The organism is Streptococcus sp. HMSC066F01 (assembly GCF_001837335.1).
GTDB lineage: Bacteria > Bacillota > Bacilli > Lactobacillales > Streptococcaceae > Streptococcus > Streptococcus oralis_S.
Genome location: NZ_KV832118.1, coordinates 150171 through 164249 on the forward strand (window position 1 = coordinate 150171; position 14079 = coordinate 164249).

Annotated in this window: 12 protein-coding genes; 10 read left to right on the top strand and 2 right to left on the bottom strand. The window is 44.6% G+C overall.

Features of this window, described 5'->3' with window-relative positions; all coding sequences use genetic code 11:
- From priA to HMPREF2655_RS05080, 9 genes are all read left to right on the top strand, one after another.
- Positions 1 to 1093: replication restart helicase PriA (gene priA, locus HMPREF2655_RS05040; protein WP_070837944.1), on the top strand; the 1093-nt coding region annotated here is incomplete at its 5' end.
- 12 nt (positions 1094 to 1105) lie between these two features.
- Positions 1106 to 2041: a methionyl-tRNA formyltransferase gene (gene fmt, locus HMPREF2655_RS05045; protein ID WP_000163667.1), complete on the top strand. Its 936-nt coding sequence runs from the start codon at positions 1106 to 1108 to the stop codon at positions 2039 to 2041.
- Entirely contained in the window at positions 2034 to 3347 is a 1314-nt protein-coding gene (gene rsmB, locus HMPREF2655_RS05050; protein WP_070838342.1) for a 16S rRNA (cytosine(967)-C(5))-methyltransferase RsmB, read from the top strand. The genes fmt and rsmB overlap by 8 nt, the downstream gene beginning before the upstream one ends.
- Before the next feature lie 15 nt (positions 3348 to 3362).
- Positions 3363 to 4103, top strand: a complete 741-nt coding sequence (locus HMPREF2655_RS05055; RefSeq protein ID WP_070837947.1) for a Stp1/IreP family PP2C-type Ser/Thr phosphatase — start codon at positions 3363 to 3365, stop codon at positions 4101 to 4103.
- The gene (gene pknB / locus HMPREF2655_RS05060) at positions 4100 to 6013 is read left to right on the top strand and encodes a Stk1 family PASTA domain-containing Ser/Thr kinase (RefSeq protein WP_070837950.1); all 1914 of its coding nucleotides are present in this window, start codon (positions 4100 to 4102) and stop codon (positions 6011 to 6013) included. Before HMPREF2655_RS05055 ends, pknB begins: the two co-directional genes overlap by 4 nt.
- A gap of 87 nt (positions 6014 to 6100) precedes the next feature.
- Positions 6101 to 6859 (top strand): threonine/serine exporter family protein, encoded by a 759-nt coding sequence (locus tag HMPREF2655_RS05065; protein ID WP_000344543.1) that lies wholly within the window; start codon positions 6101 to 6103, stop codon positions 6857 to 6859.
- Position 6860: 1 nt separating this feature from the next.
- Positions 6861 to 7316 (top strand): threonine/serine exporter family protein, encoded by a 456-nt coding sequence (locus HMPREF2655_RS05070; RefSeq protein ID WP_000176908.1) that lies wholly within the window; start codon positions 6861 to 6863, stop codon positions 7314 to 7316.
- Positions 7317 to 7434: 118 nt separating this feature from the next.
- Positions 7435 to 8607, top strand: coding sequence for a hydroxymethylglutaryl-CoA synthase (locus tag HMPREF2655_RS05075; RefSeq protein ID WP_049489581.1), 1173 nt, complete (start codon positions 7435 to 7437; stop codon positions 8605 to 8607).
- Positions 8607 to 9881, top strand: a complete 1275-nt coding sequence (locus tag HMPREF2655_RS05080; protein WP_070837952.1) for a hydroxymethylglutaryl-CoA reductase, degradative — start codon at positions 8607 to 8609, stop codon at positions 9879 to 9881. Before HMPREF2655_RS05075 ends, HMPREF2655_RS05080 begins: the two co-directional genes overlap by 1 nt.
- A gap of 35 nt (positions 9882 to 9916) precedes the next feature.
- Here the strand turns inward: HMPREF2655_RS05080 and HMPREF2655_RS05085 are convergent, their stop codons facing one another.
- Positions 9917 to 10882 (bottom strand): LacI family DNA-binding transcriptional regulator, encoded by a 966-nt coding sequence (locus tag HMPREF2655_RS05085; RefSeq protein ID WP_000225990.1) that lies wholly within the window; start codon positions 10880 to 10882, stop codon positions 9917 to 9919.
- Positions 10863 to 12317: a sucrose-6-phosphate hydrolase gene (locus HMPREF2655_RS05090; protein ID WP_070837954.1), complete on the bottom strand. Its 1455-nt coding sequence runs from the start codon at positions 12315 to 12317 to the stop codon at positions 10863 to 10865. The genes HMPREF2655_RS05085 and HMPREF2655_RS05090 overlap by 20 nt, the downstream gene beginning before the upstream one ends.
- A 378-nt stretch (positions 12318 to 12695) precedes the next feature.
- On the opposite strand from HMPREF2655_RS05090, the gene HMPREF2655_RS05095 reads away from it, so the two are divergent.
- The coding region (locus tag HMPREF2655_RS05095) for a sucrose-specific PTS transporter subunit IIBC (protein ID WP_070837956.1) at positions 12696 to 14079 on the top strand (1384 nt) is incomplete at its 3' end.

Below are 14079 nucleotides of genomic sequence, written 5' to 3' on the forward strand. Positions count from 1 at the left end.
CTATCAACACTTACGCCTGACCCAACGAGCCAATCCTTTAGCCACCATTCCTGAGGTTCAAGTGATTGACTTTCGGGACTATATCGGACAAAATGATACATCAAACTTTACGCCCCCTTTGCTAGAAGCTATCCAAGACCGTTTGGATAAAAAAGAGCAGGTAGTCCTCATGCTCAACCGTCGGGGTTATTCTAGCTTTGTTATGTGTCGGGAGTGTGGAACGGTAGATAGCTGTCCCAACTGTGATATTTCTCTGACTCTCCACATGGATACCAAGACTATGAACTGCCATTACTGTGGCTTTTCCAAAGGAATTCCTCATGTCTGTCCCAACTGTCAGAGTCGCAGTATTCGTTACTACGGGACGGGGACTCAGAAAGCCTACGATGAGCTAGCAGAGCTCTTTCCTCAGGCTCGCATTCTGCGGATGGATGTGGATACGACCCGCAAGAAAGGCAGTCACCAAGCTCTTCTTGACCAGTTTGGCCAAGGTGAAGCAGATATCTTGCTGGGAACTCAGATGATTGCTAAGGGCTTGGATTTTCCCAATGTGACCTTGGTCGGAGTGCTCAATGCGGATACGGCCTTGAATCTGCCTGATTTCCGTTCTTCTGAGAGAACCTTCCAACTCTTGACCCAGGTGGCTGGTCGTGCAGGTCGAGCGGAAAAGGCTGGGCAGGTCTTGATCCAGTCTTACAATCCAGAACACTATGCCATTCGTTTTGCAAAAGATCAGGATTACGAAGGTTTTTATGCCTATGAAATGAGTATTAGGCGCCAACTCGGCTATCCGCCTTATTATTTCACTATTGGGATTACCCTCTCTCACAAGAAAGAAGAAGAGGTTGTCAAACGTGCCTATGAAGTTATGGGAATTTTGCGATCAGGTTTATCGGAAACTAGTAAAATCCTTGGACCGACACCAAAACCCATTGCCCGTACCCACAACCTTTATCATTACCAGATTTTGATTAAATACCGTTTAGAAGATGAGCTGGGTCCAACCCTCAATCAGGTCTTGGCCTTGACTCAAGAACGTGAAAATAGCGAGCTTCGTCTCAGCATTGACCACGAACCGCAGCAGTTTTTATAAGAAGGAGAAGAAATGACAAAACTAATCTTTATGGGAACACCTGATTTTTCAGCGACAGTTTTGAAGGGTTTGTTATCAGATGATCGTTACGAGATTCTAGCTGTTGTGACCCAGCCAGACCGCGCTGTCGGCCGTAAAAAAGTGGTCCAAGAAACCCCAGTCAAGCAGGCTGCTAAAGAAGCAGGCCTTCCTATCTACCAACCAGAAAAATTATCTGGAAGCCCAGAGCTGGAAGCTATTATGAATTTAGGAGCAGATGGGATTGTGACCGCTGCTTTTGGGCAGTTTCTCCCAAGTAAACTTCTTGATAGCATGGACTTTGCGGTTAACGTTCACGCTTCCCTTCTTCCCAAACACCGTGGTGGCGCTCCCATTCATTATGCCTTGATTCAAGGAGATGAGGAAGCTGGTGTGACCATTATGGAAATGGTTAAAGAAATGGATGCAGGAGATATGATTTCCCGTCGCAGTATTCCCATCACAGATGAGGACAATGTTGGTACCTTGTTTGAAAAATTGGCGATTGTTGGTCGTGATTTGCTTTTGGATACGCTACCTGGCTACCTAACAGGAGAAATCCAACCTGAACCACAGGATCCTAGTCAAGTCACTTTCTCGCCAAATATCAAGCCAGAAGAAGAGAAACTGGATTGGACTAAAACCAATCGCCAACTTTTCAACCAAATCCGTGGGATGAATCCGTGGCCTGTTGCTCATACTTTCCTTAAGGGCGACCGCTTTAAGATTTATGAAGCCCTGCCAGTAAAAGGTCAGGGAGCTCCAGGTGAGATCCTCTCAATTGGTAAAAAGGAATTGATCGTCGCAACGGCTGAAGGAGCTCTATCTCTCAAACAAGTGCAGCCAGCAGGCAAGCCTAAGATGGACATCGCTTCCTTCCTCAACGGAGTTGGTCGTACTTTGACTGTAGGAGAACGATTTGGTGACTAAAGTAGAAACGGCTAGAAGTCTAGCTCTAGCAGTGCTAGAGGATGTTCTAGTCAACCAAGCATATTCGAATATTGCTTTAAACAAACACCTCAAGGGGAGTCAACTCTCAGTAGCAGATAAGGGTTTGGTGACAGAGATTGTCTACGGTACGGTAGCCCGAAAACTGACTCTGGAATGGTACCTGTCCCACTTTATCGAAGACCGGGATAAGCTAGATAACTGGCTCTATATCCTGCTCCTTCTGAGTGCCTACCAACTTCGGTATTTGGATAAGATTCCTAATCACGCTGTAGTCAATGAAGCGGTAGAGCTAGCTAAAGCCCGTAAAAAAGGCAGTGAAAAATTGGTCAACGCCGTCCTTCGTCGTATCTTGCGAGAAGGCTGGCCAGACATTGACGGTATCAAACGCAAAAATAAGCGTGATTCCATTGCTTATTCTCTCCCAGTTTGGCTAGTATCTAAACTTAAGGAAGAGTACGGGGAAGAGCGAGCCCAAGCCATCTTTAAAAGTCTCTTGGTGCGCAACAAAGCCAGTATCCGTGTAGCTGATTTGAGCCGAAAAGAGGAAATCAAAGCTGTGTTAGATGCGACCGATTCCCCTTTGGCTGCCACTGGTCTGGTCAAGGAGCAAGGCCACTTTGCAGGACATGATTTGTTCGCAGAAGGGGCTATAACCATCCAAGACGAGTCCAGTCAACTGGTTGCTCCGACTCTTGATTTACAAGGCGATGAGCAGGTCCTGGATGCATGTGCAGCTCCGGGTGGGAAAACAGCCCATATGGCTTCTTATCTCGCTACAGGTCAGGTAACTGCTCTGGACTTGTATGACCATAAGTTGGACTTGATCCAAGAAAATGCGGAGCGTTTAGGTGTGGCAGAACGAGTGCAAACGCAAAAATTGGATGCCAGAAAGGTACATGAGTTTTTCGGTCGGGACTCTTTTGATAAGATTTTGGTAGATGCTCCCTGTTCTGGGATTGGACTTTTACGCCGCAAACCAGACATCAAATACAATAAAGAAACAGCAGATTTCACGTCCTTACAGGAAATTCAGCTGGAAATATTAGGTAGTGTTTGTCAAACGCTACGAAAAGGTGGTATAATAACTTATAGTACCTGTACTATTGTCTCTGAGGAGAACTTTCAAGTCGTTGAGGCGTTTTTAGAAAGTCATCCCGAGTTCGAGCAGGTTAAACTAGAACACGAATGTAAAGATATCCTGAAAGATGGCTGCATCCTGATCACTCCTGAATTGTATGGAAGTGATGGATTCTTTATCAGCCAATTTCGCAAGATATCAGAATAGGAAGGAACTGACACAATGGAAATAGCATTATTAACAGATGTTGGTCAGAAACGGACAAATAATCAGGACTATGTCAATCACTTTGTCAACCGAGCAGGACGCACTATGATCATCTTGGCTGACGGGATGGGAGGACACCGTGCAGGAAATATCGCTAGTGAGATGGCGGTAACAGACCTTGGTGTGGCTTGGGTGGATACCCAAATTGACTCAGTCAATGAAGTTCGTGAGTGGTTTGCCCACTACCTGGAGATTGAAAATCAAAAAATTCATCAACTAGGTCAGGACGAAGCCTACAGAGGCATGGGAACAACGCTAGAAGCTGTTGCGTTTATTGACAACCAAGCCATCTATGCTCACATTGGTGATTCTCGTATCGGTTTGATTCGTGGAGAAGAATACCACCAGTTGACGAGTGACCATTCTTTGGTTAATGAATTGCTCAAGGCTGGTCAATTGACTCCAGAAGAAGCAGAAACTCACCCTCAAAAGAATATCATTACCCAGTCTATCGGACAAAAAGATGAAATCCAGCCAGATTTTGGGATGATTACACTGGAGTCAGGAGATTATCTATTGCTCAATAGTGATGGTTTGACCAATATGATTTCGGCAAGTGAGATTTATGATATCGTAACTAGCGATATTTCCCTAGCAGACAAGGCGGCAACCCTCATTCGCTTCGCTAACAATGCAGGAGGTTTAGACAACATTACGGTTGCCCTTGTTTACATGAACGAGGAGGCAGTAGAATGATCCAAATCGGCAAGATTTTTGCCGGGCGGTATCGGATTGTCAAGCAGATTGGTCGAGGAGGCATGGCAGATGTTTACTTGGCCAAGGATTTGATCCTAGACGGGGAAGAAGTGGCAGTGAAGGTCCTGAGGACCAACTACCAGACGGACCCGATTGCTGTGGCACGTTTCCAGCGTGAAGCGAGGGCCATGGCGGATCTGGACCATCCTCATATCGTTCGGATAACAGATATTGGTGAGGAAGACGGTCAACAGTACCTAGCTATGGAATACGTTGCAGGCCTTGACCTCAAGCGCTATATTAAAGAACACTATCCTCTTTCAAATGAAGAAGCAGTTCGGATTATGGGGCAAATCCTCTTGGCCATGCGCTTAGCCCATACTCGAGGAATCGTTCACCGGGATTTGAAACCTCAAAATATCCTCTTGACACCTGACGGCACAGCTAAGGTCACGGACTTTGGGATTGCCGTAGCCTTTGCAGAGACCAGTCTGACCCAGACAAACTCAATGTTAGGCTCTGTTCATTATTTGTCACCTGAGCAAGCGCGTGGTTCTAAAGCGACCTTCCAGAGTGATATCTATGCAATGGGGATTATCTTCTATGAAATGCTGACTGGTCATATTCCTTACGATGGGGATAGTGCAGTTACGATTGCCCTCCAGCATTTCCAGAAGCCACTTCCGTCCGTCATAGCTGAAAACCCATCTGTCCCTCAGGCTTTGGAAAATGTTGTCATCAAGGCGACTGCTAAGAAGCTGTCAGATCGTTATCAGTCTGTTTCGGAAATGTATGTGGACTTGTCAACTAGCTTGTCTTATAATCGTCGCAATGAACCGAAGCTGGTCTTTGACGATGCGAGTAAGGCAGACACTAAGACTTTACCTAAAGTTCCACAAAGTACACTGACGTCTATTCCTAAAGCGCCTGCGCAGGAAGAACGTCCTCAGCCAAAGAAAGCAACTCAACCAGTGGCAGAGCCGGCTCCAGCTCCAAAGCCAGCCAAGAAACGGAAGTTTAAGGCTCGCTATATGATTCTTTTGGCTAGTCTCCTATTGGTTGTAGCCTCTTTGGTCTGGATTTTGTCAAGAACACCAGCAACGATTCCCATTCCTGACGTAGCCGGACAAACCGTTGCAGAGGCTAAGGAAGCTCTTAAAAAATCCAAGTTTGAAGCCGGTGAAGAAAAGTCAGAAGCCAGCGATACCGTAGCAGAAGGACGTGTTATTCGAACGGATCCAGAAGCTGGTAGCGGCCGAAAAGAAGGAACCAAGGTCAATTTGATTGTTTCTTCTGGGAAGCAATCCTTCCAATTGAGCAATTACGTCGGACGTAAGTATACGGATGTTGTAGCCGAACTCAAGGAGAAGAAGGTTCCTGAAAATCTAATCAAGATGGAAGAGGAAGAATCCAGCGAAAGCGAACCTGGCACCGTCCTCAGACAGACCCCTGCTTCGGGTTCGACCTATGATCTTTCAAAAGCCACTACGATTACCTTAACAGTGGCTAAGAAGGTGACTAGTGTCAGCATGCCGAACTACATCGGTTCAAGTCTCGAGTTTACAAAGAATAACTTGACTCAGATTGTCGGTGTGAAGGAAGCAAATATTGAGGTTGTAGAAGTATCGAATGCTCCTGAAGGAACGGCAGAAGGAACTGTTGTAAGTCAAACGCCAAGAGCAGGAGAACTGGTTGATCTTGCAAGTACGCGTATCAAACTTTCCATCTACAAACCAAAAACACCACCATCAACTTCATCCTCTAATCCTGCCCAACGTGGGAACCAGGGTTCTCCTACAAGTCCAACCCAGGGGAACCAGCAAGGAAATCAACAAGGTAACCAACAAGGCAACAATCCTCCAACGAATCAACCAAACGGTGAAAGAAACCACGAAAGTTCTCGAGATTAAACGAATCTTTGTCATGATTTCATGACAAAGATTTTTTTTCACAAGATTTTGTGATAAAATATAGGGAGTAGAAAAAAGGAGGAGAAAATGGACGAATCGAGAGAGTTGAATGCCGTCATTGATGTGATTATGCTAGCAGGAACCATTCTCCTGAAAAGTGGCTCAGAGATTCATCGGGTTGAGGATACTATGATCCGTATTGCCCATTCGCAGGGAATAATGGATTGCAATGTTCTTGCCATGCCCGCTGCTATTTTCTTTTCTATCGAAAACACCAATATTTCTCGGATGAAACGGGTAACCTCATCCTCTTATAACATTGAAAAAGTCTGTGATGTCAACCAAGTATCACGGGAGCTTGTTGGAGGGCAGATTGATCTTTCGACAGCCTTTAAAAAGCTGAAAGAAATCGGCAATCAAGCCCTTCCTTATACCAAGTTCCAAGTGACCGTAGCAGCGACCCTCAGTGCCCCTTTCTTCTCGATTATGTTTGGGGGCAATGTTTATGACGCTTTTGGTGCGGCTATTGCGACTTTATTTGGATTTGCCTTCTCTCTCTACGTAGAGAGGTTTGTCCGCATTCCTTTTGTAACGGCCTTTGCGGGTGCCTTTGTTTTCGGATTGATCGCCCAGTTCTGGGCCCGCTATACAGGATTTCCTTCGACGGCAGACCTGATTATAGCAGGAGCGGTTATGCCCTTTGTTCCAGGGATTGCTCTGACAAATGCGGTACGGGATATCATGACCAACCATATCAACTCTGGTATGAGCAAGATGTTTGAATCTTTGCTCATTACCCTCGCTTTAGGGGCTGGCACCTCTGTCGCCCTGGTTTTGATGACATAAGATGACTCTAACAAGTATTTTGCTGCAAGCAGTGGCGAGTTTACTCGCCATTATCACCTTTCTAATCGTACTGAATGTTCAACGCTCCATGCTCCTACCTGGTGGTGTTTTGGGAATGGGCGTTTGGCTCCTCTATCTCGTGCTCAAAGAACCAACCAATGTTATTCTTGCGACCTTTATCGCAGCAGTAATTGGCTCTTGCATCAGTCAGATTTTAAGTATTGTCTATAAGACACCAGCGGTGGTCTTTGTCTTGGCCATTCTTGCCCCCTTGGTGCCGGGTTATTTATCCTATCGAACGACAGCTTTCTTTGTGACAGGAGATTACAGCCATGCTATTGCCAGCGCGACTTTGGTGGTTATGTTAGCCCTCGTTATTTCTATTGGAATGGCAAGTGGAACAGTAATTCTAAAGCTTTATTACTACATCCGCAAACAACGAGGAATCTCTTCCTAATGCAGTCAAAGCAAAGACTTGATTTGTTGAATCAAGTCTTTTTTCTCTCTTTTGTCCCTATTTGTGATAAAATAGAATGAAACGATTTTTTACAATGAATGAAAAAACAGAGGTAAATATGACAATCGGTATTGATAAGATTGGTTTTGCGACCAGTCAATATGTCTTGAAATTACAAGACTTAGCAGAAGCGAGGGGAGTTGACCCCGAAAAATTTAGCAAGGGACTCTTGTTAAATGAAATTAGTATTGCACCACTGACTGAGGACATTGTTACCTTGGCTGCTAGTGCCAGCAACTCTATCCTCACAGATAAAGAAAAAGAAGAAATCGATATGGTCATCGTGGCAACCGAGTCAGGGATTGACCAGAGTAAGGCAGCGGCAGTCTTTGTTCATGGCTTGTTAGGTATTCAGCCTTTCGCTCGTAGCTTTGAAATTAAAGAAGCATGCTATGGAGCGACAGCTGCCCTTCATTATGCTAAATTGCATGTGGAAAATTCTCCAGAGTCTAAGGTTTTGGTCATTGCCAGTGATATTGCCAAGTATGGTGTGGGAACTCCAGGTGAGCCAACCCAGGGTGCTGGAAGTGTGGCGATGCTAATCACTCAAAATCCGCGCATCATGGCCTTTAACAATGATAACGTTGCTCAAACGCGAGACATCATGGATTTCTGGCGTCCGAACTACTCAAGCACTCCTTATGTAAACGGCATGTACTCGACCCAACAGTATCTTGATTGCCTGACAACGACTTGGGATGAATACAAGAAACGCTATGATTGGACTATGGATGACTTTGCGGCTATCTGCTTCCACTTGCCTTATCCTAAGTTGGCCCTAAAAGGCTTGCGCAAGATGATGGACAAAACTTTGTCTAAAGAAAAACAGAATAGTTTGCAAGAGAACTTTGATAAGTCCATCCTTTACAGTCAGATGATTGGAAATATCTACACGGGTTCCCTCTTCCTCGGACTTCTCTCCCTTTTGGAAAATGCAGAGACTTTGAAGGCTGGAGATAAAATTGCCCTCTACAGTTATGGAAGTGGAGCGGTTTCAGAGTTCTTTAGTGGTGAATTGGTCGAAGGCTATGAGGCTTACCTTGATAAGGAGCGCTTGAGCAAACTCAAGCAACGTACAGCCCTATCCGTTGCAGACTATGAAAAAGTCTTCTTCGAAGAGGTGCAGTTGGATGAATCTGGTTCAGCCCAATTTGCAGGCTATGAATATCAAGACTATGCCTTGGTTGAAATTGTCGACCACCAACGCCGTTATAGCAAGGTTGAAAAATAATGAAGTTAAGTTGGAATGGATTTTCTAAAAAAACATACCATGAGCGCCTGGAGTTGCTGAAAGCTCAGGCGCTCCTTAGTCCTGAAAAGCAAACCAGTCTGGAGCAGGATGAACAGGTCAGTTTGGCAGTTGCAGACCAGCTGAGTGAAAATGTGGTAGGAACTTTTTCTCTGCCTTATTCCATCATTCCAGAGATTTTGGTGAACGATCAGGACTACACAGTTCCCTATGTGACAGAAGAACCGTCTGTGGTTGCTGCGGCTAGCTATGCCAGCAAAATCATCAAGCGGTCTGGTGGCTTTACTGCTCAAGTACATGAGCGCCAGATGATTGGGCAGGTAGCCCTTTATCAAGTTGCTGATCCTGAACAAGCGCAAGAGAAGATTTCCAGCAAGAAAGCCGAACTCTTGGAACTTGCCAATCAAGCCTATCCTTCTATCGTCAAACGTGGAGGCGGGGCGCGTGATTTGCATGTAGAGCAGATCAAAAGTGAAACAGACTTTCTCGTTGTTTATCTCCATGTTGATACTCAGGAAGCCATGGGAGCCAATATGCTCAACACCATGCTGGAAGCCTTGAAGCCAGTCTTAGAAGAACTCAGTCAAGGACAGAGTCTTATGGGAATTTTGTCCAACTACGCGACTGATTCTCTGGTGACAGCAAGTTGTCGTATCGCCTTTCGCTACTTGAGTCCCCAAAGGGACCAAGGACGAGAAATTGCGGAGAAAATAGCCTTGGCTAGCCAGTTTGCGCAGGCTGATCCTTACAGAGCGGCTACTCATAATAAAGGGATTTTTAACGGTATCGATGCCATTTTAATCGCCACGGGTAATGACTGGCGTGCTATCGAAGCTGGGGCCCATGCCTTTGCCAGTCGAGACGGACGCTATCAAGGTCTCAGTCAATGGATACTGGATATGGAAAGAGAAGAATTGGTCGGTGAGATGACCCTACCCATGCCGGTAGCGACCAAGGGTGGCTCTATCGGTCTCAACCCACGTGTAGCCCTTAGTCATGAACTACTAGGAAATCCTTCAGCCAAGGAATTAGCTCAGATTATCGTGTCCATCGGTCTTGCCCAAAACTTTGCGGCCCTCAAAGCCTTGGTCAGTACGGGCATCCAGCAAGGCCACATGAAATTACAGGCCAAATCGCTAGCTCTCCTAGCTGGTGCTAGTGAGTCCGAGGTTGCTCCCCTGGTTGAGCGACTCATCGCAGATAAAACCTTTAACTTAGAGACAGCCAAGCGCTATCTCGAAAACTTAAGATCATAAAAAAACTCAGACGAATTCGTCTGAGTTTTTTGTACTTAAATACTTTTTCCTGGTAATAGTGTGACTGGTAAGAAGTAACCAGTTGTCGCGACTTCCTTGCCTTCAATCTTCTGCAAGAGGAGATCGACAGTGAGGTGGGCAATCTCTTTCATAGGTTGCTTAATCGTTGTCAGGTGAGGATAGTAGTTCTCGATAAAGTAAGTCCCATCATAGCCGATGACCTTGAGCTCATCAGGAACAGAGATACCTAGCTCCTGAGCGATTTTGATCACCAGAATAGCTGTTAAATCATCCGAAGCAAAAATCGCATCTGGTTTCTGATGGGTCAAGATATTCTTGATTTCCATTTCTTTTCTGACGGGAGAAAAGTCGCTCGAAACATTGATAATAGGCGCTTTTGGGAGAACAGAGGCAAAACCAGCGTGGCGCAGTCCAGTCGGTGAGTTCGAGTTGTCATTTCCTGTAATCATGATGATAGACTGGGCGCCTGTCTTGACCAAGGTTTGAGCTGCGAGGACTCCGCCACCGTAGTTATCAGAGGAGACGACAGGGATGTCTGGAGACAAGTTTCGGTCAAAGGAAATAATCGGTGCCGTCACACGATTGTAGTCTTCGATTCCCAAGTTGTGACTTCCAGAAATGATACCGTCTACCTGGTTGGCCTCCAGCATTTCAATGTACTCTCGTTCTTTTTCAGAGTCATGTTCGCTGTTACAGATGATGGTCTTGTAGCCATTCTTGAAGAGTTGGTGTTCCAACTTGTCAATCAACTCCGCATAAAAGACATGACTGATGTTTGGGAAAATGAGTCCAATCAACTTGGCAGATTTTCCTTGGAGGCTTCGAGCCAGATTGTTGGGTTTGTAGCCCAATTCTCGCATGGCTTCATTAACCTTTTGAATGGTTTTCTCAGATAGATACCCCTTTTTATTGATGACCCGTGAGACGGTAGTGGGGCTGACGCCTGCAAGTTTTGCGACATCAGTTAGTTTTGCGACCATAATCTAATTCATAGTAAGTTCCAGTTGGGTTTCCAGACTTGATGAGGATACCGTTTTGATCCGCATGTGGGAAGACACGACCAGAAAATACTTTTTCTCCTTTATTGATGAAAATTTCAAAGACCGACTTGTCGATGAAGATAGTGGCAGTAGTAGCTTGGTTATCGATAGGGCAAGAACGAGTCGTACCAAATTCTTGGGCGTACTGTTCACCAGCCTGACTACGATCCACTGTCACCTGTCCATTGACAAGGTCAAAGTTGATTGAAAGCCCCTTGCCTTCTTTGTCAGCGAGCAAGACAATCTCGCTTTGGCTATTGGCCTCCAAGTTGAGCTCGAGTTCATAGGTGTTATTGGTTTGAGTACGATTTGAGAAGACCTCTTCAGAAGAACGGAGTTCTTTGGTGGCTGCGACAGGGTATTGGTAGAGTTTGCCATCTTTGATAGTGAGTTCTTTGACCAATGAGAAGGTTCCTTGATGGTCAAAACGATCAGATGGGTAGGCTACATCTGGTAGCCCAAGCCAGCTGACAGACAATGCACGTCCGTCTGGAGCGTTAAAGGCTTGAGTTGCATAGGCTTCAAAACCATAGTCTAGATTTTGCAATGGAGACACATCTACCATTTCGGCATTTTCAGGATCAAAGGAAGCCCCGATTTTGTACATGTTTGGATAAATATTATCATAGTCTAGAACACTCTTATCCAGTCCTTGTGGGCAGTAGAGAAGGACAGGTTGCTCCCCTACAAAGACTAGATTTGGACATTCCATCATGTAGGCAGTGCGGTCGTTAGCAAAGTCAAGATCACCAACCGCTTGCCAGTTTGTGTAATCATTGTCCACAGCCTTGTAGAGACGGACGAAGCCTTTTTTCTCCAAGTTCTGTCCACCGACGATAGCATAATATTGCCCTTTAAAGTTAAAAATTTGTGGGTCGCGGAAGTGGTCAGTAGAGTCTGCTGGCTGGTCAATCAAGATCTTGTCAATCTTTGTAATCTTGCCATCCTTATCCATCAAAGCACCAATCTGGTAGGGGTGACGGATCCAGTTTTCATCGCGGACATTTCCAGTATAGAATAGGAACAACTGATCGCCAAACTGCATGGCAGAACCAGAGTAGGCACCGTGACTATCCAATGGAGTATCTGGCAAAACTTTGACTCCAGTTTCTGTAAAGTGAACTAAATCATCACTTTCAAGCTGCACCCAAGACTTCAATCCATGGGCTGCACCAAAGGGGAAGTTTTGGTAAAAGAGAATCCATTTGCCATCAAAATAAGAAAAGCCATTTGGATCATTGAGAAGTCCCATTTTAGGCTCGACATGGTAACGAGTATGCCAAGGAGATTGTGCCATCGTTTCCTTGATTTGTTTGATTTCATCATTAGACCAGTCTTCATAGCGTCTATAACGGCGCTCGGTTGTCCATTCCATTTTATCTTTCCTCCAAAAGTTCTATTCTATTATTAATAGTAAACGTTTTCGGCAAAAAAAGCAAGTCTTTTATGTTAAAAAAAAGAAAAATATGTCAAACGATTGCCAGAAATCAAGTGAAGGAAATCTGGCAAATTTTCACGAAAAAATGAAAGAAAATGTAAATAAAAGCCTTGATTCCTCAAGTATAAAGATATTTTTTTGAGGAAAAAGAGAATTTCCCTCAAAAACGAGCAAAAATAATCAGAGAAAAAAGAAAGGGAATAAAAATTTCTGCAAAACGCTTGACATATTTTAGAAACATGATAAAATAATAGTCGTAGGGCGAATAAAATCGCTTTCAAACAAGAACAAAATTTTATAAGGAGATTTTTGCAAATGAACAATCAGGATATTGCAAAAAAGGTCATCGAAGCCCTTGGCGGACGTGAAAATGTCAACAGTGTAGCCCACTGTGCGACTCGTCTACGTGTCATGGTCAAAGATGAAGGGAAAATCAATAAGGAAGTGATTGAGAACTTGGATAAAGTTCAAGGAGCTTTCTTTAACTCAGGCCAATACCAAATCATCTTTGGTACTGGTACAGTAAACAAGATGTACGACGAAGTGGTTGCACTCGGTTTGCCAACATCTTCTAAAGAAGACATGAAAGCAGAAGCTGCTAAACAAGGAAACTGGTTCCAACGTGCTATCCGTACTTTCGGTGACGTTTTTGTACCACTTTTGCCAGCAATCGTTGCGACTGGTTTGTTTATGGGAATTCGTGGGGCTATTGTTCAAGATCAAGTTTTGGCTTTGTTTGGAACAACTGCAGAAGCCTTTAAAGCAACAAACTTCTATACTTATTCAGTTGTATTGACAGATACAGCCTTCGCCTTCTTCCCAGCCTTGATCTGTTGGTCAGCCTTTCGTGTATTCGGTGGAAATCCTTTGCTTGGTTTAGTCTTAGGATTGATGATGGTTAACTCATCCTTGCCAAATGCTTGGGCTGTTGCTTCAGGTGATGCTCAACCAATTATCTTCTTTGGCTTTATCAAAGTTGTCGGATATCAGAACTCAGTTTTACCTGCTTTCTTCGTCGGATTGACCGGTGCGAAACTTGAAAAGTGGCTCCGTAAGCGTATTCCAGATGTATTAGACTTACTCCTTGTACCATTCTTGACTTTCTTAGTAATGTCTATTTTGGCCTTGTTTGTCATTGGACCTGTATTCCATGAAGTTGAAAGCTACGTCAAAGTTGCTACTGTTTGGTTGCTCAGTCTCCCAATGGGTCTAGGTGGATTAATCCTTGGTGGTGTTCATCAGGTTATCGTCGTTACGGGTGTTCACCATATCTTCAATCTATTGGAGTCTAACCTAGTTACTTCTACAGGTTCAGATCCTCTTAATGCTATTATTACAGCAGCTATGACTGCTCAACTTGGAGCAACTCTTGCTGTTGGTGTGAAAACAAAGAATCCAAAAATTAAAGCTCTTGCCTTCCCAGCTGCACTTTCTGCTGGACTTGGTATCACTGAACCAGCTATTTTTGGTATCAATCTTCGCTATGGTAAACCATTTATCATGGGGCTTATCGCCGGTGCTGCTGGTGGTTGGTTAGCAAACATTCTAGGTTTGGCAGGTACTAGCTTTGGTATTACGATCATTCCTGGAACACTTCTCTACATCAATGGTCAACTTCTCCAGTATATCTTTATGGTCCTAGTAACAACTGCTCTTGGTTTCGGATTGACTTATGCTTTTGGTTACAAAGAAGAAACAG

What these genes read in the sequence shown, in the direction of transcription:
- fmt (WP_000163667.1), top strand. Translation starts at nt 1,106, where the DNA reads ATGACAAAACTAATCTTTATGGGAACACCTGATTTTTCAGCGACAGTT.
- HMPREF2655_RS05055 (WP_070837947.1), top strand. Translation starts at nt 3,363, where the DNA reads ATGGAAATAGCATTATTAACAGATGTTGGTCAGAAACGGACAAATAAT.
- pknB (WP_070837950.1), top strand. Translation starts at nt 4,100, where the DNA reads ATGATCCAAATCGGCAAGATTTTTGCCGGGCGGTATCGGATTGTCAAG.
- HMPREF2655_RS05065 (WP_000344543.1), top strand. Translation starts at nt 6,101, where the DNA reads ATGGACGAATCGAGAGAGTTGAATGCCGTCATTGATGTGATTATGCTA.
- HMPREF2655_RS05070 (WP_000176908.1), top strand. Translation starts at nt 6,861, where the DNA reads ATGACTCTAACAAGTATTTTGCTGCAAGCAGTGGCGAGTTTACTCGCC.
- HMPREF2655_RS05075 (WP_049489581.1), top strand. Translation starts at nt 7,435, where the DNA reads ATGACAATCGGTATTGATAAGATTGGTTTTGCGACCAGTCAATATGTC.
- HMPREF2655_RS05080 (WP_070837952.1), top strand. Translation starts at nt 8,607, where the DNA reads ATGAAGTTAAGTTGGAATGGATTTTCTAAAAAAACATACCATGAGCGC.
- HMPREF2655_RS05085 (WP_000225990.1), bottom strand. Translation starts at nt 10,882, where the DNA reads ATGGTCGCAAAACTAACTGATGTCGCAAAACTTGCAGGCGTCAGCCCC.
- HMPREF2655_RS05090 (WP_070837954.1), bottom strand. Translation starts at nt 12,317, where the DNA reads ATGGAATGGACAACCGAGCGCCGTTATAGACGCTATGAAGACTGGTCT.